Origin of the sequence: Flavobacterium cupreum (genome assembly GCF_003996965.1) — a bacterium.
GTDB classification, from domain to species: Bacteria; Bacteroidota; Bacteroidia; order Flavobacteriales; family Flavobacteriaceae; genus Flavobacterium; species Flavobacterium cupreum.
Genome location: NZ_QWDM01000005.1, coordinates 236,315 through 261,514, shown reverse-complemented (window position 1 = coordinate 261,514; position 25,200 = coordinate 236,315). Strand labels below are relative to the sequence as shown.

22 protein-coding genes and 2 tRNA genes are annotated in these 25,200 nt (G+C 37.1%); 9 read left to right on the top strand and 15 right to left on the bottom strand.

Annotated elements, in window-relative coordinates; all coding sequences use genetic code 11:
* Window positions 1-4: 4 nt before the first annotated feature.
* On the top strand, window positions 5-955 hold the full coding sequence (locus tag D0817_RS09695; protein ID WP_127338197.1) for a DUF3078 domain-containing protein: 951 nt from the start codon (window positions 5-7) through the stop codon (window positions 953-955).
* Between the two features lie 177 nt (window positions 956-1,132).
* On the opposite strand, the gene hflX is transcribed toward D0817_RS09695, so the two are convergent.
* The 8 genes from hflX to D0817_RS09660 form a co-directional block, all read right to left on the bottom strand.
* Entirely contained in the window at window positions 1,133-2,374 is a 1,242-nt protein-coding gene (hflX, locus tag D0817_RS09690) for a GTPase HflX (RefSeq protein WP_127338196.1), read from the bottom strand.
* A gap of 164 nt (window positions 2,375-2,538) precedes the next feature.
* Window positions 2,539-3,405, bottom strand: a complete 867-nt coding sequence (locus D0817_RS09685) for a hypothetical protein (RefSeq protein WP_127338195.1) — start codon at window positions 3,403-3,405, stop codon at window positions 2,539-2,541.
* A gap of 136 nt (window positions 3,406-3,541) precedes the next feature.
* Window positions 3,542-4,891, bottom strand: a complete 1,350-nt coding sequence (locus tag D0817_RS09680) for a DUF5689 domain-containing protein (RefSeq protein ID WP_127338194.1) — start codon at window positions 4,889-4,891, stop codon at window positions 3,542-3,544.
* Window positions 4,892-4,912: 21 nt separating this feature from the next.
* The gene (locus D0817_RS26500; RefSeq protein ID WP_306462210.1) at window positions 4,913-6,460 is read right to left on the bottom strand and encodes a TonB-dependent receptor; all 1,548 of its coding nucleotides are present in this window, start codon (window positions 6,458-6,460) and stop codon (window positions 4,913-4,915) included.
* Window positions 6,461-6,487: 27 nt separating this feature from the next.
* Window positions 6,488-7,744 (bottom strand): carboxypeptidase-like regulatory domain-containing protein, encoded by a 1,257-nt coding sequence (locus D0817_RS26495; RefSeq protein ID WP_306462209.1) that lies wholly within the window; start codon window positions 7,742-7,744, stop codon window positions 6,488-6,490.
* A 289-nt stretch (window positions 7,745-8,033) separates the two neighbouring features.
* A complete protein-coding gene (locus D0817_RS09670) occupies window positions 8,034-9,251 on the bottom strand; it encodes an MFS transporter (protein WP_127338193.1) in 1,218 nt (405 codons plus the stop codon).
* Window positions 9,252-9,635: 384 nt separating this feature from the next.
* Window positions 9,636-10,676 carry a Gfo/Idh/MocA family oxidoreductase gene (locus D0817_RS09665; protein WP_127338192.1) on the bottom strand — a complete coding sequence of 347 codons (1,041 nt, stop codon included), beginning with the start codon at window positions 10,674-10,676 and terminating at the stop codon, window positions 9,636-9,638.
* 215 nt (window positions 10,677-10,891) lie between these two features.
* Window positions 10,892-11,962: an NADH:flavin oxidoreductase/NADH oxidase gene (locus D0817_RS09660; protein ID WP_127338191.1), complete on the bottom strand. Its 1,071-nt coding sequence runs from the start codon at window positions 11,960-11,962 to the stop codon at window positions 10,892-10,894.
* A 201-nt stretch (window positions 11,963-12,163) separates the two neighbouring features.
* Between D0817_RS09660 and rseP the strand changes: the two genes are divergently transcribed.
* The 4 genes from rseP to D0817_RS09640 all read left to right on the top strand — a co-directional run bounded on the left by rseP (window position 12,164) and on the right by D0817_RS09640 (window position 15,060).
* The gene (gene rseP / locus D0817_RS09655; RefSeq protein WP_127338190.1) at window positions 12,164-13,507 is read left to right on the top strand and encodes an RIP metalloprotease RseP; all 1,344 of its coding nucleotides are present in this window, start codon (window positions 12,164-12,166) and stop codon (window positions 13,505-13,507) included.
* A gap of 83 nt (window positions 13,508-13,590) precedes the next feature.
* Window positions 13,591-13,664: transfer RNA gene (locus D0817_RS09650), tRNA-Asn, on the top strand.
* A 38-nt stretch (window positions 13,665-13,702) separates the two neighbouring features.
* Window positions 13,703-13,776, top strand: a tRNA-Asn gene (locus D0817_RS09645).
* A gap of 882 nt (window positions 13,777-14,658) precedes the next feature.
* A complete protein-coding gene (locus D0817_RS09640; RefSeq protein WP_127338189.1) occupies window positions 14,659-15,060 on the top strand; it encodes a helix-turn-helix domain-containing protein in 402 nt (133 codons plus the stop codon).
* A gap of 361 nt (window positions 15,061-15,421) precedes the next feature.
* On the opposite strand, the gene D0817_RS09635 is transcribed toward D0817_RS09640, so the two are convergent.
* A complete protein-coding gene (locus tag D0817_RS09635) occupies window positions 15,422-16,618 on the bottom strand; it encodes a C1 family peptidase (protein WP_127338188.1) in 1,197 nt (398 codons plus the stop codon).
* A gap of 236 nt (window positions 16,619-16,854) precedes the next feature.
* Here D0817_RS09635 and D0817_RS09630 point away from each other — a divergent pair, with 236 nt between their 5' ends.
* A complete protein-coding gene (locus D0817_RS09630) occupies window positions 16,855-17,652 on the top strand; it encodes an AraC family transcriptional regulator (RefSeq protein ID WP_127338187.1) in 798 nt (265 codons plus the stop codon).
* A 78-nt stretch (window positions 17,653-17,730) separates the two neighbouring features.
* Window positions 17,731-18,591, top strand: a complete 861-nt coding sequence (locus D0817_RS09625) for a CPBP family intramembrane glutamic endopeptidase (RefSeq protein WP_127338186.1) — start codon at window positions 17,731-17,733, stop codon at window positions 18,589-18,591.
* Window positions 18,592-18,674: 83 nt separating this feature from the next.
* Here the strand turns inward: D0817_RS09625 and pyk are convergent, their stop codons facing one another.
* The 5 genes from pyk to D0817_RS09600 all read right to left on the bottom strand — a co-directional run bounded on the left by pyk (window position 18,675) and on the right by D0817_RS09600 (window position 23,210).
* Window positions 18,675-20,108 (bottom strand): pyruvate kinase, encoded by a 1,434-nt coding sequence (pyk, locus tag D0817_RS09620; RefSeq protein ID WP_127338185.1) that lies wholly within the window; start codon window positions 20,106-20,108, stop codon window positions 18,675-18,677.
* A gap of 5 nt (window positions 20,109-20,113) precedes the next feature.
* Window positions 20,114-20,602, bottom strand: coding sequence for an IPExxxVDY family protein (locus tag D0817_RS09615; RefSeq protein ID WP_127338184.1), 489 nt, complete (start codon window positions 20,600-20,602; stop codon window positions 20,114-20,116).
* A 125-nt stretch (window positions 20,603-20,727) separates the two neighbouring features.
* Window positions 20,728-21,468, bottom strand: coding sequence for a ribonuclease III (gene rnc, locus D0817_RS09610; RefSeq protein WP_127338183.1), 741 nt, complete (start codon window positions 21,466-21,468; stop codon window positions 20,728-20,730).
* 8 nt (window positions 21,469-21,476) lie between these two features.
* Window positions 21,477-22,730 carry a beta-ketoacyl-ACP synthase II gene (fabF, locus tag D0817_RS09605; protein WP_127338182.1) on the bottom strand — a complete coding sequence of 418 codons (1,254 nt, stop codon included), beginning with the start codon at window positions 22,728-22,730 and terminating at the stop codon, window positions 21,477-21,479.
* A 243-nt stretch (window positions 22,731-22,973) separates the two neighbouring features.
* Window positions 22,974-23,210: an acyl carrier protein gene (locus D0817_RS09600; protein ID WP_007137004.1), complete on the bottom strand. Its 237-nt coding sequence runs from the start codon at window positions 23,208-23,210 to the stop codon at window positions 22,974-22,976.
* A 175-nt stretch (window positions 23,211-23,385) separates the two neighbouring features.
* On the opposite strand from D0817_RS09600, the gene purN reads away from it, so the two are divergent.
* Together purN and rnhA are read left to right on the top strand one after the other, a co-directional pair.
* Window positions 23,386-23,949 carry a phosphoribosylglycinamide formyltransferase gene (purN, locus tag D0817_RS09595; RefSeq protein ID WP_127338181.1) on the top strand — a complete coding sequence of 188 codons (564 nt, stop codon included), beginning with the start codon at window positions 23,386-23,388 and terminating at the stop codon, window positions 23,947-23,949.
* Window positions 23,950-24,157: 208 nt separating this feature from the next.
* Entirely contained in the window at window positions 24,158-24,634 is a 477-nt protein-coding gene (gene rnhA / locus D0817_RS09590; protein ID WP_127338180.1) for a ribonuclease HI, read from the top strand.
* Window positions 24,635-24,689: 55 nt separating this feature from the next.
* Here rnhA and D0817_RS09585 read toward each other — a convergent pair whose 3' ends face one another.
* Complete coding sequence (locus tag D0817_RS09585) at window positions 24,690-25,037, bottom strand: DUF6249 domain-containing protein (RefSeq protein WP_127338179.1); 348 nt, start codon at window positions 25,035-25,037, stop codon at window positions 24,690-24,692.
* Window positions 25,038-25,200: the final 163 nt, after the last annotated feature.

Sequence of the window (25,200 nt, the reverse complement as noted above, 5' to 3'; positions counted from 1 at the left end):
TACTATGAGAAAGATATTCTTATTACTCTTCGTTTTAGCAAATCTTACTTTTGTTCAGGCACAAAATTCCGAAAAAGAATTAGTTCAAAATACTGAAAAAGCCGTAAAAAATATAAATGACACGATTGAAGATGAAGGCTGGAAAGCAAAAGGAATTGTCTCTCTTTTACTCAATCAATCCAGTTTTAATAACTGGCTCGCAGGAGGGGAAGACAGTTTCTCCGGAACTTTAGGAATCAACTACGACTTCAATTACAAAAAGGACGACATTACCTGGGATAATAAAATTCTGGCTTCTTATGGTATTTTGCAAACCAAAAATGCTGATTTCGGAAAAAAGACCGATGACCGTCTGGAGTTCAATTCAATCGTTGGTAAAAAAGCTTTTGGCGAATGGTATTATTCTTTCTTTCTAAATTTCAGAACACAATTCTCGACGGGTTACCTTTATAGCAAAGATGAAAATGGAAAAGAGATCCGTACAGAAAACACCCAATTTATGTCGCCCGGTTATCTTACAACAGGCCCCGGTCTTTACTGGTCTAAAGATGATAATCTGAAAATAAACTTTGCCCCTCTAACCTCAAAATTCACTTTTGTAGACGGTGCCTATACTTCAGGAATCGATCAGGGAACAGGGTTGCCTTATGTTGACGGCGCTTATTTTGGCGTAGATGCCAACAAAACCATACGTTATGAGCTTGGTTTTTATGCTTCTGTGTATTACAAACTTGCCATTATGACCAATGTAACGGCAGAAAACAGTCTGAATTTATATTCTAATTATTTAGAAGATCCAAAGAATGTAGACATTAATTACTCGCTGAATATTGTGATGAAAGTAAACAAATTCCTGTCCGCCAATTTAGCCTTCCAGGCTATTTATGACGATAATGCTTTTCAGGGATTTCAAACGAGAGAAGTTTTTGGTTTGGGAGTTAATTTCGGATTCTAATTTACAAAGGAAAACCGATTATTATTTTTTTACCGCAAAGAACGCATGGATCTTAATATCTGGTTCTATAAAAAGCGCAAAGTTCGCAAAGCTAAATCCTAGATAAAGCTTTGCGAACTTTGTGTTTATAAAGATAAGTTGATATAATCTTTGCGTTCTTTGCGGTACAACTTTTATTTATTCCTCATCTTGTTCTTCTTCTTTCTCAATTGCATCCTTATAGTCCGGATACAAAAATTTATTATACGGAAATCTTGTGATATGAATCTGGCGAACAGCTTCATAAACAGTTTCTCTAAATTCCTCGAAATTTTCTTTTTGGGTTGCCGAAATAAATAACGCTTTATCCTGACCTACATTACTCATCCAGGTTTGTTTCCATTCCTCAAGCGTATAATGTCTTCTGGTCTTTTCGGTAATCAGATCATCCTCATCGATCGTCAGGTGTTTGTAAGCATCAATTTTATTGAAAACCATAATAGTTGGTTTGTCATTACTTTTGATCTCTAATAACGTCTGATTTACAGATTCAATGTGATCTTCGAAATCAGCATGTGATATATCCACCACATGCAGCAATAAATCGGCTTCACGAACCTCATCCAGTGTACTTTTGAAAGAATCCACCAATTGTGTTGGTAATTTTCTAATAAAACCTACCGTGTCAGAAAGTAAGAATGGCAGGTTTTTAATCACTACTTTACGAACCGTTGTATCCAGCGTTGCAAATAATTTATTCTCTACGAAAACATCGCTTTTACCAACAGCATTCATCAAAGTCGATTTTCCAACGTTGGTATAACCTACCAGCGCCACACGTACCATTGCTCCGCGATTACTACGCTGAATTCCCATCTGCTTATCGATGGTTTTGATTTTGTCTTTCAACAACGCAATTCTGTCACGTACAATACGTCTGTCTGTCTCAATCTCCGTTTCACCGGGACCACGCATACCAATACCACCTTTCTGGCGTTCAAGGTGTGTCCACAAACCGGATAGTCTTGGCAACAAATAGATACACTGCGCCAATTCTACCTGAGTTCTTGCATAAGAAGTTTCAGCACGCTGCGCAAAAATATCCAGAATCAGATTGGTTCTGTCTAAGATCTTGCAGTCTATAATTTTCGAAATATTCTTTTGTTGAGATGGCGATAATTCATCATCAAAAATTAAAGTTGATATTTCGTGTTCTTTTACAAAAAGATTAATTTCTTCTATCTTACCTGTTCCGACAAAAGTCTTCGGGTTAGGGCGTTCCATTTTTTGCGAAAAACGTTTAATCACTTCCCCTCCTGCGGTAAAAGTCAAAAACTCTAATTCGTCCAGATATTCGTTTAGTTTTTCCTCACTTTGATTTTGAGTTACGATACCAACAATGGCCGTTCTCTCAAAATTTATAACTTCTTTTTCTAACATAGCTTTGAATAAGGTGCAAATTTAATGATTTGTGAGCTACTACCCTTATAGAATTTAATTTTTAAGTTCCATTTGGGAAATTATCTTCTTTATTTAAAAAGAATAAGTCCTTTAGAAATTAGGATTTTAATTTCTAAAGGACAAAAAAAATATAGTATAAGTCTTTATTCGTAAATAAAAGTCTTCTCTGTTTTTACAATACCGTTTTCTTCAAGCTGAGAACAGGATATTGGATAATTTAATTTATTGTATTTATATTTTCGGCTCACCGCTACCAAAGCTGTCGAAGAAGGGCTGAAATTCATTTCGTTATTATAAGAAATCGTCTCAAAAGTAAATTCATCCTCATGATACGAAATCATAGGTACGATTATTTTGTAGTTGTCTCCAAAAAGATTCTGAACGATTAAGGATTCAACCGATTTTTTATCATCGTACGTATAGGTTTTAGAGATTTTATCTCCAACTAAACCTTTATGTTTAGACACATTATCATTTACATAAACGTATTCTATTTTACCGATGATCTGTTTGTTTCTATCGCGTGAAGTACGTCTTACAATGATACCATTTTCAACAATGTATTCAATGTCATCCACAATATTCTGGTGGTTTGTACTTTTTTTCGTGATTGCTTTTATTCGCGCTCCTTCGTAAGTAAAAGTTACCGTTTTGGTAATGTAATCATTACCCTCATGATATTTGTTTACGAATTTTGTAATGTTGTTATCGGCATCATACGTATAATTAATCACTTCTTTCCAGTCGCTTCCAACTTTTTCTTTTACGGTCATATCCAGTAAACCGTTTTTGTTGTAAAAGAATTTCTGAATAACATCAGAAGTAGTAATCGTTTGTATTTTTCCTTCACTAAAAACGACTGTTTTATTTACAATTTCACCATCCTTGTAATTTTGGTAATTTGTCTTTACAATGTTGATCTGTTTTAATCGGACAGGGGGAGCGTCCTGGCTATGTACTAAACATGGAAACACCATCATTAGGATGGCAATTAAGTAGATTTTTTTCATGGTATTTGTATCGATTTGGGACGACCAAAATACAAAATCCAATTAAATTTTAACAGTTTAAGGCTTAAAAACTATTTATTTTTAAATAATACTCTAAAAACCAATACTTTAATTTAATTTTTAAAAAAAGTTGCCCCTATTTCTCTCCATAAATTTTTACATCATCAATCATAAAAGCGCCGTTTAAGGTTTTGTCTTTTCCGGAACCGATATATTTAAAGGCAATATTGATCTTTCCGGAATAAGGCGACAAATCTATCGCTCCCGAACTTATAAACTGACGGGAAGGCGTTGACTGTGTGGCAATCTTTGCAGTTAATTTTGTCCATTGGGCTTTCTTTATGTTTGAACCGTCAAAATTTTCTGAGACATAAATTTCCAATGCATTCAGCGGGGAATCAACTTTCAGGTCATGTTGGGCACTTCTAAAAGACAGCACAGCATTTTTATAGGATTCCATATCAATTTTAGGAGAAACAAGCCAGGCAATATTTTCGGCAGCGGTGGTGCTGGTGGTATTAAATTCGGCATAACCATTCCCTCCGTACACCATACTTTTCCATAATTTAGAAGCTTTTTCTACGATATTGCCCCAGCCCGGAAGATTAAAATTCACATTGTTTTTTACCGATTGAAAATCCTCCGAAAAGAAAGGCGCACTTCTTTTGCCTTCCATCCTAACATCGCTTTCAAATCGGGCGACTAGTTGATAATCGGATCCGAATTTTGTGATCACTCCACGTACTTTTCCACTCCCGTCAGGTACGATACCGGCTGCAAAATTGGCAAAACTACTGGTCCTGAAAATAATTTGATTTCCCGTCTTGTCTGTCAGGTTCCAATTGGTTGCACCGCCAATAGCGTTGGATTCTTCAAAGTAATGACGGCCAATTGCCGCCTCTGTAAATTGTACGTCTTTAAGGTCTACTAACGTGTTTAACTTGTTTTCGTTTAAAGCTTCTTCAATCGAAAGAGACTGAGCTAACTGGTTTTCATCCACCACCACGCAAGAAGCATTCAGTACATTTTTATAATCATTTTGTGAAACCCTGCCTATTGTTGGTTCACCCGAATTACTGGCATACAAACTGCCAATCCTTAACGCACCATAACTGAGATCTGTATATTGATTTTTTAGTTTTATGTAGACTCTGTTTCCGACACAAAAATCTACATAGCTATTCGCTGCATCAACAGCAACGCTAAATCCTTGTGCAGGATATTGCTCGTTCCCTAATGTCTGAAAAGAAATTGTCCTGAAGAAATTTCCTCCTTCATCTGACGATACCACATAGCCTTCAATGACATCATCATAATTGTACTGCTTCGGAACTAAACCGGAAACACTTTTTACTTTTTCTACGGTCTGATTTACAGACAGGTTCGCCTGCTCACAACCCAATTTAGGCATTTCAATTTCCGTGCTGCACGCACAAAACAGATATAATTGTATGGCTAGAAAAGCGCTTAAATATATATTTCTCATAATATAATCTGTTTTTAAGTTTTATAAAGTGATACTAAGGTTTACGAAATAAGTCCTTCCGTAGCCATAAAAATATTTGGGGCCAAATGATGGGGTTCCGCTGGAAACATCCTGATTAAGTGCCCTAAAATTGGCATTTCTTGCCTGTTCAAAACCACCTGTTTTGTAATAGGAATCAAAAACATTATTTATACTGGCAAAAAACCCAACATATTTTCCAAAAACCCGCCAGGATTTTCCTCCCGTGACATTTAATAAGGAAACGGGATTGAATTTTTCCTGCCTTAATAATTCATTAGCCCTTTCTTCGGTGGCTTCCGGAAAAGCTAAACCATTTTTTGAATTGATGTAAAACCGATTCGTTCTTGCGATGGGCGAAACATCTATATAATTATCTGTTAGATAATTAATATTAGCACCTAACCACCAGAATTTAGGATCCCTGTATTCCAGACCCAGTGAGTAAGCCTGTTGTGGCATTCCCGGCTGTTTGTAATTTTTAAGACGGGATTCTCCAAAATCAAAAGTGGCCTGTGCATTCGTTTTTGCAGCATTGGCATCATTGGTGATCGATACATTTGGGTTACTGCTGTAGCTATAATGGCCGTATGCTGCAGATAAACTCGTTTTCAATGTTGCCGAAATCTGATATTCAAAACTAAGTTCAGTTCCGATATTTTTCTTGTCCAGATTCGTTAAGGTCTGACTTACAAAAGCATCCGTATTATTATATCCGGCACCTTTATCAAAAATTCCTTCGGCATAAAAAAAAGAGGTTTTAGTAGTGTTTTTTATCAGACTGTAATAAAGTGTTGTCCTGATTTTAAGCGTAGGCGAACGATATACATAATTTCCTTCTGCGCTGCTTATGTTTTCATTTTCAATTCCGTTCACAATAGCGTTATTGAGCCTTGAATTCGAAAAAGTATTGCGAAGTGAAGGTGCCCTTGTCAGATACATTCCATTAAAAAACAGCCATCGCCTTCCTGAAATCTTATACGCAAATCCGCCTTTGAAGCCAAAGTTTTCAAAATTTACTTTTTGGCTTTTACCCAGTGAAGTAGTTTGATAAATTCCGTTTTGATACAATCCTTCCCTTTGATAATCCGATACGGAATACGATTGTGACAGGTAAAACTCCGTTTTTTTATAATTGAATTTAAATTGTGTAAAAGCATCAACAGTGGTTGCCAGAAGATTATAGTTGTAGCCATAGTAATCCCCCACTTTTACCTGCCGGTTTGGATTTCGCAAATCAGATTGTGCCTGATTACCACTGTAAAAAGCATCAATATCCATAAAATATTCCCCTCCCAGTAAATCTAAAAGATGCTGAAAATGATGTGCTTTTAAATTCCGAAAAGTAATTCCGCCGTCAAAAGCACTGTTTTCTGTGAGTTGGATATTTAGGTTTGAATTTGCCGCAAATGTCTTGTCGTCCGTTCGGTCTTCGTACAAAACATAATAACTTTGTACCGGCCCGTATCCCGTGATTATTCCTTCGGCATTTGTTATGGGTTTCTGATTGGCACGATAAATTTCTTCCCAATTAATCTGAGGATTCTTCAAAAACAATTCTTTACTTTTTTCGGCATTTTAATGGTCAGGCGTAAAGTCTCCGGAAAATCCTCCTTTGTCAGCCGCATACATAGAGCTGAAATAACTGGGCAACTTTCGATAATAAACAGGATCCGGACTTGGTGTATTCTGATAATCGATATTGCTGTTTCCTGTTTTCCCAAACTGGTACATCATGCCCGAATTCAGGTTTGCTTTTTCATTTATTTTAAAATAATGGTTCAGCATTAAAAGCGGTTCTTCGATATTTTTTACTCTCGCGTTTCGTTTTTTCCCGTTTTGCCAGCCCCAGTAGGAATTGTATTTTCCATTTGTCAATTGAGTAACTTCAGCTGTATTGGCGGAGTTTTTTCCACGGGAATTTGGCGTATAAAATCCTGTAAAATTAATCGAGTGCCGTTTGTTTACGTTCTTTTCGATACTTAGAAAAAAAGATTCCCCATCGAAATTTGTTCCTTCAAAATAACCTTCATTTCCGATGCGTTTCCCCCCTGAAACGACATACGCCCAGCCGGAAGAATTCATGCCTGAAGCATAGGTTCCTATAGCCCGCCAATTGTACGTTGTATTGCTTCCGGAGAAAGAAAGACGTTCACCTTTTCTATATAAGGAGGCCCGCGTGTAAATTTGCTGCGTGCCCAAAATCCCTCCAAAACTATAAAGCGAAGCTGCACCTCCAATAGAAAATTCCTGATTTCGAAGTACATCATTTAATCCTCCCCAGTTGCCCCATTGCGGCCTTCCGTCGAAAATTTTATTCATGGGCATTCCATTCAGCATCATGGTCCCGTTTTCGCTGTCCAGACCACGTACTTTAAACCGGGCCTGTCCCCAACTAAAAGCGGAGGCCTGAAAAAATGCGTCTTTTGCCGATTGTAAAAGACCTGAAGTCATTTCGCTGGAACTGTTATCATCAGATAAATCACTTTCCAGCAGGGTAATTAAGGTGCCCTGAACCTCATCTGTAAAAGTATCTTCTAATTGTAAAATCCCTAAAGTAAGGTTGGCGTAGATATTTATTTTCATCAGCAAATCTTTATATCCCTGACTGTGCACCAGAAGCAACTGCTCTCCTTTGAGGGAAGAGTACAATACAAATTTCCCGTTTGCTCCGGTAAGCTGCGTGACAGCAGAATTCTGAATGCTTACGACAACATTCTCTAAAGGGTTTTGTGTTTTTGCATCAATTACGATTCCTGAAATGGAAATTTCCTTTTGTGCAAAAGCAAGTCCAAAAGGCAGCAAAATAAAAAACAATACGTACTTTTTTCTCATGAATAACACCAATTAACTTTGATAAATAGTTTGGGATTAAAATGTTTAAAAAAGCAAACATTCAATCCTTACATCAAAGGATAAAATTGGTCTTTGGAAAAAAGGTATTATAAAATGGCCGAACAAGTATTCGCGCTTCAAAGATAACATTATTAATTAAAATAATACTTTTCTTACTATTTTATTTTAGAAGTGAATAAAGAATTCTAAATCCATACCAATTTACACTAATCTGATTTCGTTATGAGATCGTATCGTGTGCAATACAATCTTCGAAAAAGATGCTTAATTAAGTAGTTCTGATTTTAGAAACCATAAAGGCAATCAGAACGCCAAAGATTCCGATAAAAGCAAAAGAAAACTGAAGTCCGAAGTTTTGGGCAATGTGTCCGATTACCGGAGGTCCCATTAAAAAACCAAGAAAACTAACGCTGGAAACTATCGTCAAAGCTTCTCCGGGCGGCACTGTCGGATTTTTTCCGGCCATACTGTAAACGGTTGGAACAATCGTAGCCACTCCCAGCCCAACAAACATAAAAGCAATGGTACAAGGTATGAGGTAAGGAAGAAAAACGGCGGTAAAAAGTCCGGCAGAAATCATCACACCGCTGATTTGCATAACACGTTCACGGCCAAATTTATTGATCATTCGGTCTCCTAAAAATCGTCCGCCCGCCATCATAATCATGAAGGAGGTGTACCCTAAAACCACTAATGGTCCCGGTGCCTCGACAACATCTTTAAAGTAGACTCCGCTCCAGTCAAACATAACCCCTTCGCTGGCCATGCTGCAAAAACCAATCACGCCCAGCCAGATTAATGCGCTGTCTGGTTTCACAAACAGCTTTTTCTTTTCTCCGGTTTTTACTTTAATTTTCTCTTTGGCCCTCACCAGAAATTTAAAATTAAAGGCCACCATAATTAGTACAATCCCACCCACAATTAAAAAATGGTGCAGCGGACTTAACTTTAAGGCTAACATGCCTAAACCTACCAAAGCCCCTGTAAATCCGGCAAAGCTCCACATTCCGTGAAAAGACGACATGATTGTTTTTTTGAAAAGAACTTCGGTATAAACGCCTTGTGTATTGACGGCAATGTTGGCTAAGTTTCCAAACAACCCGAACAAAAACAAGCCTAACGATAATTGTAAAACGGTCGTTGCCAAACCAAGATTGGTAAGGCATAAAACATACATGATCAGCGAGAAAATCAGGATACGATGGCTTCCGAATTTGGTGACCATTTTTCCTGAAAAAGGCATAATCACCAACTGACCTACGGGCAATGCAAAAAGTATAGATCCTAAATCTCCTTCGGTGAGGTGAAGGTCGGTTTTAATATCCGGAATCCGGCTGGCCCAGGTGGCAAAACTTAAACCCATTCCAAAATAAAACATTCCGACAGCAAAACGAATTCGGTTTAAATAAGAAGCTTTTGCCTCTCTATAGACTTTCTTAATTTTTCCTTTGGCCTGAAAGAATGATAATGGATTGAAATTGATCAAAATAATGCGTTTAATGTTTGTGTGGCAAAAGTACTAAAAAGCTACTTTACAGACTACCAAACCCTTCCGGTTCCCTGATTTATAACGTTATTGTTTGTAAATTGTACGCTTAATGAAACAAAAAAGGTATTGGGGCACGGGTTTTAAGGGTTAGGCGGGTTTTCACTGGTTTTATTTTTTGCCTTTTCGATAGCTATCGAAATCACATAATTAATGAATTTAAAATCTGTGTCGATCCGCATAATCTGCAAAATCTGCGGGCAAACTTTTAATCGTAATATTCAAAGTTTTTTACCAATCCAAAGTGATCAGGATCACGCATAAAAAGGGTTCGAAAATCTGTGTTAATCCGCATAATCCGCCAAATCTGCGGGCAAAAAACAGCTAAAGAACGATAACCTCTTGCTGCGCAGCACTAGCAATAGCGGCTTCGATAATCTGCATTACTTTTACACCGTCTTGTGCCGTAACCGGTTCTATTTTATTATTTGCAATTGATTCGTAAACACCATCAAAAAATGAAAAATAATTTCCCTGAAGTGTTGGTACTTTTTCACGCACTTCTTTTCCGTTGATTTCGGTATGCAAAAGCCCCTGCAAACTTTCCGATTCTGTTCCCCAGGATGCTGAATCCGGTTTTTTTCCGAGTTTTAAATCGTCTTCCTGAACATCACCGCGGGGTTTGAGGAAAGAACCTTTTTTTCCGTGAAGGGTATAGGCAGGATTGGCTTCCCTGACAAAGAAACTTGCTTTTAAACGCACTCTGAAATCAGTGTAAATCAATACCAAATCGATCCAGTCGTCTACTAGAGAATTTTCCCGGGTCACTCTGATATCCCCAAAAACGGCTTTCGGCGAGCCAAACAAAGCAAGAGCCTGATCGATTAAATGAGGTCCCAAATCCTTCAGAATTCCGGCGCCGTCATTTACGGTTTCTTTATGTGCTTTCGGACTCAGTAACGGATTGTATCTGTCAAAGTGAAATTCGGCTTCGATCAAATCTCCTAAAACTCCATCGCTAATTATTTTTTGAACGGTCTTAAAATCACTGTCCCAACGTCGGTTCTGGAAAACGGCCAACTTCAGTCCTTTGTCTGTCGCAATTTTTGCCAGTTCCTCGGCTTCGGCCACAGTAGTGGTAAACGCTTTTTCTACAACGGCATGTTTTCCGGCCAGTAATACTTTTTTTGCATATTCGTAATGCGTACCAACCGGGGTATTTACGATGACCAAATCGACGTCATCGGCTAATAATTCGTCAATAGATGGGTAACTTTTTACGTTAGGATAATCTTCCTGAATGAGTTTTTTGCTTCTTTCCCAGGAACCTAATAATTCAAATCCCGAATGAAGGTTTAAAAACGGGGCGTGAAAAACTTTGCCCGACATTCCGTATGATAATAGTGCTGTTTTTATTTTTTGCATTTTCGTTTCGTTTTTTTTCACGGATTATATGATGGAAAAGATTTTTTTTGCCACAGATTATTGTGATTGGAAAGATTTTTTTTTTGCCACTAATTGCACGAATTTCCACGAATTAAATTGCTCTAAAACTGGATAAAAATTCGTGAAAATTCGTGAAATTCGTGGCAACTTGTTTTTAAATCATTTTAATCTGTGTAATCTGTGGCAAAAAAAAATTAAATCTTAGCGCGTTCGTATTGTTTTGGCCATTGAATATCGTCGTGTAGTTCTTTGGCGAAATCTAAAGCTAAGTTCGGGTTTCTTAGTGATTCCCTGGCGAATAAAATCAAATCGGCCTGACCGTTTTTCAAAATATCTTCGGCTTGTTGCGATTCTGTAATCAATCCCACCGCTCCGGTTAAGATGTCAGCTTCTTTTTTGATTTTCTCTGCAAAGGAAACCTGATAACCGGGACCAATCTGAATTTTTTGTTGCGAAACCAATCCGCCCGATGAAACATCAATTAAATCTACTCCTTTATCTTTTAGTATTTTCGAAAGCTTTGCAGATTCTTCGGGATTCCATCCGCCTTCTGCCCAGTCTGTTGCTGAAATTCGAACGAATAAAGGCAAATCTGACGGCCATTCCGACTGAACGGCTTCGACAATTTCCAAAGTAAAACGGATTCTGTTTTCAAAACTTCCTCCGTATTCGTCGTTTCTCACATTCGTTAAAGGCGATAAAAACTGGTGCAGTAAATAACCGTGTGCCCCATGAATTTCCACAACCTTATATCCCGCTTCAACAGCCCTTCTGGTTGCTGCTTTAAAATCTGAAACTACTTTTCGGATTCCGTTTCGGTCTAAAGCTTCCGGAAGAAACGGTTCATCATCGTGATACGGAATCGCACTCGCAGAAACCGTCTGCCATCCGCCTTGGGCAAAATCTAACTTTTTATTGCCTTCCCACGGAGCCGAAACACTGGCTTTTCGTCCGGCATGCGCCAGCTGAATTCCGGGAACGGCGTTTTGAGAAACGATAAATTCGTTGATCTGTTTTAATTTTTGAATGTGGTCATCTTTCCAGATTCCAAGATCTGAAGGAGATATTCTTGCCTCCGGAGAAACGGCTGTCGCTTCCTGAATGATCAAAGCTGCTCCGCCGCTGGCACGACTTCCTAAGTGAACCAAATGCCAGTCGTTTGCAAATCCGTCAACTGAGGAGTACTGACACATAGGCGAAATAACGATTCTGTTTTTTAAGGTAATTTCTTTTATTGTAAGTGGAGAAAATAATAATGAAGCCATATTTTGTAACTTTTAATAGTTGTGTGCTACCTATTGGGTACGATAGCGTTTAAAAAAGTAAAGTTAAGGCATATGCCCAAAAGGAGAAATCTAAATGTTTATTAATTAACAAACATTTAAAACCTTATGTATTATCTTGCACTATCAAATTAAAATAGAAACGTTACTTTTGTGCGTTAAATTACGAACTAAAAATACAAAATGGATATAGTTATCAAACTCTCTCAATTTCTATTGAGTTTATCTTTACTTATTATTCTTCACGAATTAGGACATTTTATTCCTGCTAAATTATTTAAAACAAGAGTCGAAAAATTTTACTTATTTTTTGATGTTAAATATTCTCTTCTTAAAAAGAAAATCGGCGAAACAGAATACGGAATCGGATGGTTGCCGCTTGGTGGTTATGTAAAAATCTCGGGTATGATCGACGAAAGCATGGACAAAGAACAAATGGCCCTGCCTCCGCAACCGTGGGAATTTCGTTCTAAACCGGCATGGCAGCGTTTGATTATTATGCTGGGTGGTGTTACGGTAAACTTTATCCTGGCGTTTATTATCTATATCGGAATGGCGTTTGCTTACGGTGATACGTATGTAGCCAACAGTGATTTGAAAGACGGTGTTCTGGTTGAAAATCCGGTGATGCTGAAAGCTGGTTTTAAAACCGGAGACAAACTGGTTTCGATTGACGGTAAAAAAGTGGTGAATTTTGATGGTGATTTAAATATGAACATCATCATGGCAAAACAGGTCCTGATTGAAAGAAACGGTCAAGAGCAAACCATTACGATGCCAACTGATTTTGTAGATCAGTTATCGAAATACGAAAAAGGCCTTTTAGTAACAATCCGTAAGCCTTTTGCGATAAAAGATGTTCCTGCTGAATCCGGAAATAAAGATTTAAAGGCAAAAGATCTAATTGTGAGCATCAACGGTCAACAGGCAAAATACTATGATCAGGCAGTGGCTATTTTAGCTAACAATAAAGGAAAAACAATTCCGGCTGTTGTGCTGCGTGATTTAAAACAAACTCCGGTTACTGTAAAAGTAGATAAAAACGGAAAGTTGGGTGTAATTGCGGGTGGTGTAGATTTATCTGATTTAGAAAAACTAGGCTACTATAAAATAAGTACCAAAGAATACAGTTTCTTCGAATCTATTCCGGTTGGACTTGAAAAAGGGAAAGACCAGTTGGTAGGTTACGGAAAACAGCTGAAAATGATTTTCAATCCGGAAACCAAAGCGTACAAACAAGTAGGTGGTTTTGCAGCGATTTTTAACATTTTTCCGAGTTCATGGAGCTGGGAAGTGTTCTGGTCGATCACAGCTTTATTGTCAATTATGCTTGGTGTTATGAATTTATTGCCAATTCCTGCCCTTGACGGAGGTCACGTGATGTTTTTATTATACGAAATAATCAGCGGCAGAAAACCGAGCGATAAATTCTTAGAGAACGCCCAAATGGTTGGTTTCGTTTTACTTATAGCACTGCTTTTGTTTGCTAACGGAAACGATATCTACAAGGCAATTGTAGGCAGATAAAAATAATTGAGAAAAAGTGCTAAAATATTTTTGCGAAATTAAAAAATCAACTATATTTGCACTCGCTAAAAAGAGCAACAACTTCCTCCTTAGCTCAGTTGGTTAGAGCATCTGACTGTTAATCAGAGGGTCCTTGGTTCGAGCCCAAGAGGGGGAGCAACTTTTTTTAGCAAACATATTTACCTTTAAGGTGATTCCTTCTTAGCTCAGTTGGTTAGAGCATCTGACTGTTAATCAGAGGGTCCTTGGTTCGAGCCCAAGAGAGGGAGCAGAAAAGACTATCAGAAATGATGGTCTTTTTTTTGTTATATATGTCAACCATATTATTAGTCCAGTTTGTCATTTCGACCAAAGGGAGACCCGAGCGATAGCGAACAGACGAAGTAAATCGCACAAGATGATCGACAAAGATTGGCGATTATAGCTACGGAGTTTCTTGTGTGATTTCTCCTTACGTCGAAATGACACCAAGCGATCGACAAAGATTGGCGATTATAGTTACGGAGTTCCGTGTGTCATTTCGACCAAAGGGAGAAATCGCACCAGATGATCGACAAAGATTGGCGATTATAGTTACGGAGTTTCTCGTGTGATTTCTCCTTACGTCGAAATGACACCAAGCGATCTACAAAGATTGGTAATTCTTAGATACGAAGTTTCTACTGCGATTTCTCCCTTCGCTCGAAATGACAGATAAAATAAATGAACTTATATCACTTATATGGTAAAGCATCAAACCAGATGATAGACACAGACTGGCGATTTTAGCGTGTTTGCCGCGCAACTGAACCGGAAGGTCACTTCCTTTTAATTTAAACCTTAAAGGACAAATTAAAGCCCTGCAACTGGCCAGCGAAAACAAAGTAGGCTTACAGTGTATCGTTGGCAATCTCGAAGCGCTCGAATTCGAAAAAAGAATCGTTTGATGCAATCGGATTGATATTTGAAAGGATCAATAATTGATACTTTGTGGAAATGATAAAATGAAGTTTGCAAAACTATTAGTTTTTGTTTTATGTAAGAAAATTTATACTTTTGTTTCACGTCCTACAAGGAAGCAGTAGCCCAAATTGAATAATTATAAGTTACTAATGTAAACTTGTATCGTACAGAACCGATTATTTCTCAACAATTTTAAATATCTTTGAACTATGAGCACAGCAACAAAACCAAATCATATAGGACGAAAAATCAGCCGTATTCGTGAACTTCGTGATATGAAGCAGGAAGCATTGGCACAGGCTTTAGGCACCAACCAACAAACTATTTCGATTATTGAAAACAGCGAAACAATTGATGAAGAAAAACTGATAGAAGTTGCTAAAGCACTTGGTGTAACAGCAGAAGCCATTAAAAATTTCTCTGAGGAAAATATGACTAATTATTTCAATACTTTTAATGATACTGATTTTAGCAGTAGCCAGGGAGCTTTCAGTCAAAATCATCAGTGCTCATTTAATCCTCTTGATAAAGTGGTGGAACTTTACGAACGTTTGGTTCTGGCTGAAAAAGAAAAAGTTGAATATTTAGAAAAATTGTTGAAGGAGAAGTAATTCTTTTTAAAACATAGCATTTATATAAAAGAGAGGTCTCGTTTGAGATCTCTCTTTTTTTGTTTTGGCGTGTTTGTTTAGATCTCAAAATTTTTCTGAACAAAAAATTAATTAAAATATTTTGTTTCACTTTTTGGAACAAAATCGAAATTTAAAAATAATTGTTACCGTTTTTGAAACAAATGTTGATAAAAAGAAAAATTGTTACGGTTTATTTCAAAAATAAAAATGGCAAAAGCTAAAAACTATTACCCTGCCATATTTTTAATTTCATCAAATTCGATGGAATTAAAAAGTTTAAAAACGAAAATAGCGCTGCAATTGCTTGCAGCGCTATTTTATATAAAATTTAAGAATAAACTTACACTCCTAACTTCTTAGCAATCTCAGCAGGAAGCCCGCCTTTGTTTACTAACAGAGCTGTAGTTTTATATTTTACGAAATTTTTGGTTACAAACAAGAAACCTTTGTAGTCGTTTGTTTCTCCCCAGGAGTTTTTTACGATGTAATATTCTCTTCCGGTCTGATCTTTGGCAAGACCGATAATGTGCATTCCGTGATCGTCTGTAGTGGTGTAATTGTCAAACGCAGCCTGACGCATTTCAGGTGTGATTTCCGGTTCCGGTTTTGGTCCGTTAAACATGTCTGCTTTTTCTTCGGCAGTCATATCATCGAATTTTTTGGTCGGAACATAGGCCACACCATTTTTCCAGCTAAAGCTTTTCTCACTTACGTCTGTTGCCCAGGCTACAGTGTATCCTTTTTTCAAAGCATTGTCGATAACGTCTGTCATATCGTTTACTTTTACATTGTACACCTGATCAAAAGACCAGTTGTCCGGCACAGCCATTAGTGTTTTTTGGTAATACGGCGCTGTTGTAAACGATGACATTTCGATATAATCATCAGGATTGATTCCTACTACTTCTTTGGCAAAAGATTGTGGCGTGTAATTTTTTCCTTTGTAGGTAAAATTATCCGGCACTTTTCCTAAATACGAATCAATAACGGCTGCATACGCTTTTTGCCAGTTGGGTGTTAATTCGCCGTTTGGATTTTTTACCACAGCCGCCAAAACACCTTCAATAAGGGCAGACATTTCTCCAAATTTATTTTTATCGGTTCCGTAGTTCAATCCTGTATAAACTTCTCTAGGAACGGTTCCGTACTTTCTGTACATATTAATTACATCGTGCAAGGCACCTCCGTCACCTAAAGTAACCGCTCCGTGCATACGAACATAATTGATTCCTTTTTCAACATAAACATTTCTTGCCGAATAAATCTGAGACAATTCAACCGGCTGTTTTCCCAAACGAATCATTTCTGACTCTAAAAAAGAGTTGGTAGAATAACTCCAGCAGGTTCCTGAAGAACCTTGTGTTTTTACAGAGGTTGTTCCTAAATTGATTTGTTCTGTGAATTTAAAGTTCTCTTTACTTTTATCACTCGCATTTAGTTTTAAGGAGTTTACCAAAACGTCCTGTGCAAAACAGCTGCTTGCTCCAACAAAAAATACCGAAGCGGCAAGTACCGATTTGAATGAAAATGGATTCATAAATTAATGTTTAAGGTTTGAATAAATTAGTCTGTGATGTTTCTAATTTGTTACAAAACAATTAAATTTTATGTAATTTATTGCCCTTCTGCGGTTAATATTTTCATAATCTTTTTATTAAGGCGTAAAATAGTACAAAATATGCAAAAGCAGGGTTGTTTTTTACAATCGGAAAAAAATAACAGTTCATAGTTTCTGAATTAGTAGTAATTTGGTTGCTGTAATTCCCATCAATAATGTACGAACTCGAAAAAGAGAAATACTTAGGCAATACCAAAAACATTTACAACAACAGTCAGGGAATTGCTGTTGTAGAAACAGAGTATCAGCAGAAAGTTTTTGAAGGCTGGCACTCGCACAACAACGCGCACATTACGCTTTTCCTGAGAGGCGGCACGTCTGAAAAACGAAAAAACTCCAGTCTTGATGTCGGTCCCGGTTCACTGTTGTTTTACCACAGCGACGAATTGCACCTGAACCACAATACGCTTTTTCCGTCTAAAAATATTAACCTCGAGATTGAAGAAAACGTACTTAAGGAACTTCAGATCAACGAAGCCATCATCGAAAAATCGGTACGGAATACCACGCTTACCAAGTTTTTAATTCTTAAGATTTTTAAGGAATCCCTGGTTGCCGATCCGTTTTCGGGCGATACAATCAACATGCTTTTTGCGCAACTGTCCAACCCGAATGCGCACTTGGACCAATTCGAAAAAAGTCCGTTTTGGGTGAAAAGCCTAAAAGAACTGCTCAACGATTGCTGGAACGAAAACCCGAACCTGCAGGATCTGGCGCAGGTTTTAAATTTAAATCCGATTACCATTTCAAAACATTTTCCTAAATATTTCGGCTGTACGCTTGGCGAATACATGCGCCGGATTAAAATAAACCGTTCGCTTTCGCTGATCGATTCGAAAGAGAACAATCTTACCGAAATTAGTTTTCAATGCGGCTTTGCCGATCAGAGCCACTTTATACGGACGTTTAAAAACCAGACCGGATTTCTTCCGAAACAATTTCAAAAATTATAGGGGAGGCAAATTTCATTCTATTTTTTGGTTTTGATGCAGACTAAATTTGTCTTATTATAATCATTAAATCAAACTCAAATGGAAACGCTTACTGCCAAACAAAAAATATTTAATTTTCCTGTTACCAAAATCATTCTGGCCTTAATTGTCTTTATGGCTTTCATAATTATCGGACAGCAAATTGCCGCAAAATTACTTGGAATGACTGCTCTGGATAAAGACTTCAGAAATCTTTTTAAAGGAATTTTTGTTTCGGCTTTAGCCGTTACGAGTTATATTCTTTTCTTTACCTATTATGAAAAAAGAGCCGTAACCGAATTATCGTCAAAAAGACTGGCTCAAAACCTGATCATAGGAACTTTAACCGGTTTTGTACTGCAGGCCTTGACGATTCTGGTGATTTATATTAGCGGAGGATTTAGTGTTGTTGCCGTAAATCCGGTTTCGTTTATTCTGATTCCGCTTACGGTGGCTTTTACAATTGCCATTATTGAAGAGATATTGGTTCGTGGGATTGTGTTCAGGATTATTGAGGAAAAACTGGGAACTTATATTGCCCTGAGTATTTCGGCTGTTTTATTTGGAGCCTTGCACATGGCCAATCCAAACAGTACTTTGCTTTCGGGATTGTGTATTACGTTTGCCGGTTTCCTGCTGGGTGCCGCTTTTGTTTACAGCCGAAATTTATGGTTTCCGATAGCGCTGCATTTTGCGTGGAATTTTACGCAGTCGGGCATTTTTGGTGCGATCACTTCCGGAAACGAAAAAACCAAAAGTTTACTGGAAAGCAAAATACAAGGATCAGTCCTTTTAACCGGAGGAGAATTTGGACCGGAAGGCAGTATTCAGGCTACCGTATTCTGTCTTATCGCAGCAATAGTCTTATTGGCACTAAGCCATAAAGAAAATAAAATCATTGCTCCTTACTGGAAAAGATAAACTACACCAATCACCAATAAAAAAGGGTTTATGAAAATTTCATAAACCCTTTTTTGATAGGTTTTTATCGTAAAACAAGAGAACTATTCTATTTCAGAAACTCTCATCGTATTTACCATTCCTTTATCTTTAATTGGCATTGCCGCAAGGTTGATTAAGTAATCTCCTTTTACAGCGTATCCTTTTTCAACTGCGATTCTGTTAACGTCAGTTACCGTATCATCTGTACTCTCGTCTTTATCATAGTAGTATGATTTTACTCCCCATAATAAATTCAATTGTGTTAAGATTCTTCTGTTTGAAGTAAACACCAGAATATGTGCTGAAGATGGTCTCCATGCAGAAATCTGGAAAGCGGTATACCCACTGTTTGTTAACGTACAAATTGCTTTTGCTTTAATTTCATTCGCCAATAAAGCCGCCTGGTGACAAACTGTTTTAGTAATAAAACGTTTTGTTTTGATTTGTGGCGTATTTTGAGGAACATTGATTAGCGGAGAGTTTTCAACTGCTTCACAAATCTGAGTCATTTTCTGAATTACCTGTACCGGATAATTTCCTGTAGCAGTTTCTCCTGACAACATTACAGCATCAGCACCATCCATTACCGAGTTGGCAACGTCATTTACTTCTGCTCTTGTTGGTGTTAAACTTGTAATCATGGTCTCCATCATCTGAGTCGCAACAATAACCGGGATTCTAGCCGTTTTTGCTCTTCTGATCAAGTCTTTTTGTACCAATGGCACTTCGTGTGCAGGAAGTTCAACTCCTAAATCTCCACGCGCTACCATTAAGGCATCACAATAGGCTACAATTTTGTCCATGTTCTCAAGAGCTTCCGGCATTTCAATTTTAGCAACAATTGGAATTTTAACATCTGAATGTTTTGCAATCAATTCCTGTAAATCCTGTAAGTCACGAGGTGTTTTTACGAATGAAAGTGCAATCCAGTCTACTTTTTGCTCGATAGCAAAAATAGCATCTGCAATATCTTTTTCAGTTAATGCCGGTAAAGAAATTTTAGTGTTTGGAAGATTAACCCCTTTTTTAGATTTTAATTCTCCACCCTGAATTACTTTGGCAACAACTTCTGTTTTTTTATCTGTTGAAATAATTTCAAAAATCAGTTTACCGTCATCAAGCAAAATACGCTCACCCGGGTTTACATCATTTGGGAAATTCTGATATTTCATGAATACTTTTGAAGCGGTTCCGATCACGTCTTCAGCAGTAGTAAAAGTAATGATGTCACCATCATGTACTACGGTTCCTTCTTCCATAACCCCAACTCTAAGTTTTGGTCCCTGCAAATCTCCAAGGATTGCCGTAGTGTAACCAAATTCTTCGTTCAGGCTTCTGATAATTCCAATTTTTTCTTTTACTCCTTCGTAATCAGCATGCGAAAAGTTAACTCTAAACACATTTACACCTGCGTCGATCATATCCTTGATAATCTCTCTAGTTCCACATGCAGGTCCAAGTGTGGCTACAATTTTGGTTTTTTTGTTTGTAAGCATTTTTTTTAAAAAATTAAATTGTTTTTTGACTTTATTTTGTTTGTATCAACAACATATATAGCTGCGATACTCTTTATTGCATTTAACTGTTGTTGGATTTCTGAATAATCAACAGCCTCGTCGCTGATATCGATTTTCAGGAAAAAATCTACTTTTTTGAATTCAGGAAGTAAATGAATTGTTGTAGAAACCTCACTCGTTTCATTGGAAAACAAATTCTGGAAATCATTTTTACTCACAGAAATGATTTCATTTTTATTCTGAATCAGATTCCACGAAACGGCCTTTTCAGAATCATAATAGTAAAATCTGGAAAAATTTGCTTCACCTTCCTTAGTCTGAGCGTGGATCTCGTTCTTGCTCTTACTTAAGTTTATCGGAAGTTTTTTATTGATAAAATAGGCCAGTCGGTAATCTTCCAAAGAAGTGTGGATTGCCATTAAATAATAATCAATTTCGTCAAATTCGTCCAAATCCAATCTATGAATTGCCATATCATGAAAAATCAAGTTGTAAATATACTATTTCTAACGGACCATCAATAGTTAAGATTAGCTTGTTTTTGTTAATTTATAAACGAAAACGTTGTAGCTTTAACAAAGCTCTGCTATTTATGTAGTTATTTCTTATCTATTTTTTCCTGAAATGCAAAATAAGCCCGTTGCGATGCTTTTTCTTCTGCCTTCTTTTTTGAAGTTGCTCTTGCTCTTGCAATTACTTTATCGTCTATACTTAATTTTACACCAAACAAACGTTGTCCGTCAATTCCGTTATCTTCAAAAATATCATAATGAAAGATTCTCTTTTCTTTCTGACACCATTCGATAACCAGACTTTTATAACTAATAACTTTCCCTTCAAGACGGGCGATATCAACATAAGGTATAATGACTCTTTTCTGAATAAACTTTTCACAAAAAGGATATCCTCTATCTAAATAAATAGCCCCAATAAGGGATTCAAAAATATTACCGTGAATATTTTCACCAAAATGATGAATGGGCACTTTACTTTCTACAAACCGAACTAAGTTCAGGTCTTTCCCTAATTCATTCAGGTGTTCGCGGCTTACGATTTTCGAGCGCATCTTCGTTAAATACCCTTCATCCCCATTCGGCGCCTTGTTAAACAAATGCGCTGCAATTACAGCACTTAACATAGCATCTCCTAAAAATTCCAAACGTTCGTAATTAATCGGATGTCCGGACTCATCCAGCTTATTGGAAGAGCGGTGTGTAAAAGCTTTCTTATAAAAATCTATCGAAGCGGGCTCAAAACCAAGTATTTTCTGAATAGTGTCAAAAAAAATCCCGTCTTCTGGAGAACGGGATTTTGAAAATATTTTTTTGATAAAATTCATAGACAAAACTAGTCAGCTAATTTTTTAAACAATACACAAGCATTGTGTCCACCAAAACCAAAAGTGTTACTCATCGCAACATTTACTTCTCTTTTTTGAGGTTTGTTTAAGGTAAGGTTTAATGCAGGATCAATGTTTTCATCCACAACCGTATGGTTAATCGTTGGAGGAACAAGACTGTGTTTCATAGCCAGGATAGAAGCAATCGCTTCAATAGCTCCGGCAGCACCCAGTAAATGTCCTGTCATCGATTTTGTGGAGTTGATATTGATGTTTTTTGCATGATCACCGAAAACAGCACTGATGGCTTTTAGTTCGGCTACATCTCCTAATGGAGTAGAAGTTCCGTGAGTGTTGATATGATCTACATCTTCAGGGTTCATTCCTGCATCTCTCAATGTATTTTTCATTACCGCAATAACGCCAATTCCTTCCGGATGTGGTGCTGTTAAGTGGTAAGCATCAGACGACATTCCGCCACCGCCAACTTCGCAGTAAATTTTTGCACCTCTGGCTTTAGCATGTTCGTATTCTTCAAGAACCAAAGCTCCTGCTCCCTCTCCTAAAACAAAACCGTCTCTGGTTCCGTCAAAAGGTCTTGAAGCTGTTTCGGGGCTTTCATTTCTGGTAGATAAAGCGTGCATAGAGTTAAAACCTCCCATACCTGCAATCGTAATGGCAGCTTCTGAACCACCTGACACAATAACATCACACATTCCTAAACGAATGTAGTTGAAAGCATCTATTAAGGCATTTGCAGAAGAGGCACATGCAGAAACAGTAGTGTAATTTGGACCCATATAACCATTACGCATTGAAATATGCGCAGGAGCGATATCGGCAATCATTTTTGGAATAAAGAACGGATTGAATTTTGGAGTTCCGTCCCCTTTAGCGTAATAAATTACTTCTTCCTGGAACGTTTCCAAACCTCCAATTCCTGCTCCCCAGATCACACCTACTCTTGTTTTGTCGATGTTCTCATCAGTAAGTCCGGCATCTTTAATGGCTTCATCACTGGCGGCAACAGCATATTGCGCAAATTTATCTAATCTTCGAGATTCCTTGCGATCCATGTAATCTTCAATATTGAAGTTTTTTACTTCACAGGCAAATTTCGTTTTATGCTTCTCTGTATCATAATACGTGATAGGAGCGGCTCCGCTAACCCCATTCACAAGTGCCTCCCAATAATCCTGGATATTATTCCCGATAGGAGTAAGAGCACCTAATCCTGTTACAACAACTCGCTTTAACGTCATAAATATGTATTTTGTACTTTAAACAAATAAAACCCACGCTTTCTTAACTGTAGTGTTACTTAAGAGCCATGGGCATTACAATATAAATATATCTTTTTGATTGAAAAACCAATCGAAATTTAAAATTTTAAAAAAATAATAACACCCGATTTTTAACAAATTTCAAATTTCAAAAGTCAAATTCCAAAATTGGAGTTTGGAATTTCAAAAATTGGGATTTTTTAGAAATCGGGTGCAGTATTATTATTTTTTAGCTTCTTCGATATAAGAAATAGCTTGACCAACAGTAGCAATGTTTTCTGCTTGATCGTCTGGAATTTGGATATCAAATTCTTTTTCGAATTCCATAATAAGCTCAACAGTGTCTAATGAGTCAGCTCCTAAATCATTAGTGAAGCTTGCTTCTGTTACAACTTCGTTTTCGTCAACACCTAATTTGTCTACGATAATCGCTTTTACTCTTGATGCAATGTCTGACATAATCTTTAATTTTAGAATTTAATTTGTTGGCAAAAATAAAAAACTTTATTTTAAAACAACTATTTAGTTTATAAATGTGATACTAATTTATAAAATTAATTTCAAGAAAGCCCTTTTAATACTATTTATTTTCGTTTTTTATTCCGTTTTTTGCATTCTCAAAATAAAGTCGATTATGAAGAAAATTATTGTTTTTGCCTCAGGATCAGGAAGTAATGCAGAAAACATTATAAAACATTTTGCAAAAACCAAAATCGCAAAAGTCGTTTCGGTTTTTACGAATAATGCTTCGGCAAAAGTTATCGAAAGAGCCAAAAATCATCATATTCCAGTCGAAATCTTCTCAAAAAATGAACTTTTGGAAAGAAATTTACTGCAAAAAATACAGGAAATCGACCCGGACATGATTGTCCTTGCCGGATTCCTTTTGAAATTTCCGGATCACATTATTGAGCAGTATCCGCATAAAATTATTAATATTCATCCTGCACTTTTACCAAACTATGGCGGAAAAGGAATGTATGGAATGCACATTCACAGGGCAATAGTAAATAATAAGGAAAAAGAAACCGGAATCTCCATTCATTATGTAAATGAACATTATGACGAAGGCGGTATTATTTTTCAGAAAAATGTACTACTAACAGAAGACGACACACCCGAAACAGTGGCCGAAAAGATTCATGAACTAGAACAAAAGTATTTTCCGGAAATTATTTCCAGATTGTTAGAAGATTAGACTTCTTAGAATGTTAGACTTCTTAGATTTTTGGATTGCTGGATTTTTAGATATTTAGAAGTATTTAAGCATTTCTAATAGAAATCCAGGAAGCCAAAAATCCTACATTCTAATCCGTATAAAGATCCAGCAATCCAAAAATCCAAATTCTAATGATCCAAAAATCTAACAATCTAAGAAGTCCAAAAATCTAAGAAGTCTAAAAAAAATGAATCACGAAGTACATATATATACTGATGGCGCCGCTAAAGGAAATCCGGGAAACGGAGGTTATGGCGTAGTCATGGAATTGGTTGGAACACCGCATAAAAAGGAATTTTACGAAGGCTTCCGCCTTACCACCAACAACAGAATGGAACTTTTGGCGGTAATCGTAGGTCTGGAGAAATTAAAAAACCCGAATATGAAAGTCCTGGTGATTTCTGATTCTAAGTATGTCGTAGATTCAGTTGAAAAAAAATGGGTTTTAGGCTGGGAAAAAAAGAAATTTGCCGGCAGAAAAAATCCGGATTTATGGAAACGTTTTTTAATCGTTTACCGCAAACATCAGGTCGACTTTAAATGGATCAAGGGCCACAACAATCATCCGCAAAACGAACGATGTGACCAACTCGCCGTGATGGCATCTATGCAGCCCAAACTTTCTGTAGATGTTTATTACGAAACCATCGGATCTAAAGAATAAAAAAAAACGCATCCGCTGCGGCAGATGCGTTTTCTGTACTAACTTAAATTCTTATTTATTCCTTATCCAGGTCTTTTGCAGTTTTAAATCCGGTCAAAAGTCCGATTCCTGCCATGATAAAGATAATGGAAGGATAAACCGCTCCATCTTCTAAAGAGGTGTAAGTGGTAATCAGCAAGGCAAGAAAAATTCCAACGCCACTGCCGATTAATAAAAAAGCCAGATTAACAACTAAGATTTTCCACGCAGAAACCCCTTTTTCCCTGCCCTGCAAAAAAATGCTCGCATCGACACCTTTTTCTATAAGTGCCAGCCGTTCGCGGTTTCTGGTTGAATAAATAAGATAAACAATCCCGAAGATCATTAGAAAAAAACTAAGTGGTATTAAAATTCCTGGTAGCATAATATTTTGTTTTTAATTGATTGATACTTCATAGGACGAGAGGAGTTTCATTTAGGTTACAGAATTTTAAAAAAAAAGTAAATCCGAAATTCTAAAATTGCAGAAATTCCAATTTTTTAAATTCCAAATTCCAACGAAATTACCCTTAACTTTGAGTTTATTA

Bases quoted from the DNA above. Each gene is read 5' to 3' on its own strand.
- rnhA (WP_127338180.1), top strand. From the start codon at position 24,158: ATGAATCACGAAGTACATATATATACTGATGGCGCCGCTAAAGGAAAT.
- D0817_RS09600 (WP_007137004.1), bottom strand. From the start codon at position 23,210: ATGTCAGACATTGCATCAAGAGTAAAAGCGATTATCGTAGACAAATTA.
- D0817_RS09640 (WP_127338189.1), top strand. From the start codon at position 14,659: ATGAGCACAGCAACAAAACCAAATCATATAGGACGAAAAATCAGCCGT.
- D0817_RS26495 (WP_306462209.1), bottom strand. From the start codon at position 7,744: ATGAGAAAAAAGTACGTATTGTTTTTTATTTTGCTGCCTTTTGGACTT.
- D0817_RS09635 (WP_127338188.1), bottom strand. From the start codon at position 16,618: ATGAATCCATTTTCATTCAAATCGGTACTTGCCGCTTCGGTATTTTTT.
- D0817_RS09680 (WP_127338194.1), bottom strand. From the start codon at position 4,891: ATGAGAAATATATATTTAAGCGCTTTTCTAGCCATACAATTATATCTG.
- D0817_RS09660 (WP_127338191.1), bottom strand. From the start codon at position 11,962: ATGGCTTCATTATTATTTTCTCCACTTACAATAAAAGAAATTACCTTA.
- D0817_RS09625 (WP_127338186.1), top strand. From the start codon at position 17,731: ATGGAAACGCTTACTGCCAAACAAAAAATATTTAATTTTCCTGTTACC.
- D0817_RS09665 (WP_127338192.1), bottom strand. From the start codon at position 10,676: ATGCAAAAAATAAAAACAGCACTATTATCATACGGAATGTCGGGCAAA.
- D0817_RS09630 (WP_127338187.1), top strand. From the start codon at position 16,855: ATGTACGAACTCGAAAAAGAGAAATACTTAGGCAATACCAAAAACATT.
- hflX (WP_127338196.1), bottom strand. From the start codon at position 2,374: ATGTTAGAAAAAGAAGTTATAAATTTTGAGAGAACGGCCATTGTTGGT.
- D0817_RS09695 (WP_127338197.1), top strand. From the start codon at position 5: ATGAGAAAGATATTCTTATTACTCTTCGTTTTAGCAAATCTTACTTTT.
- rnc (WP_127338183.1), bottom strand. From the start codon at position 21,468: ATGAATTTTATCAAAAAAATATTTTCAAAATCCCGTTCTCCAGAAGAC.
- fabF (WP_127338182.1), bottom strand. From the start codon at position 22,730: ATGACGTTAAAGCGAGTTGTTGTAACAGGATTAGGTGCTCTTACTCCT.
- D0817_RS09585 (WP_127338179.1), bottom strand. From the start codon at position 25,037: ATGCTACCAGGAATTTTAATACCACTTAGTTTTTTTCTAATGATCTTC.
- D0817_RS09615 (WP_127338184.1), bottom strand. From the start codon at position 20,602: ATGGCAATTCATAGATTGGATTTGGACGAATTTGACGAAATTGATTAT.
- pyk (WP_127338185.1), bottom strand. From the start codon at position 20,108: ATGCTTACAAACAAAAAAACCAAAATTGTAGCCACACTTGGACCTGCA.
- D0817_RS09685 (WP_127338195.1), bottom strand. From the start codon at position 3,405: ATGAAAAAAATCTACTTAATTGCCATCCTAATGATGGTGTTTCCATGT.
- rseP (WP_127338190.1), top strand. From the start codon at position 12,164: ATGGATATAGTTATCAAACTCTCTCAATTTCTATTGAGTTTATCTTTA.
- purN (WP_127338181.1), top strand. From the start codon at position 23,386: ATGAAGAAAATTATTGTTTTTGCCTCAGGATCAGGAAGTAATGCAGAA.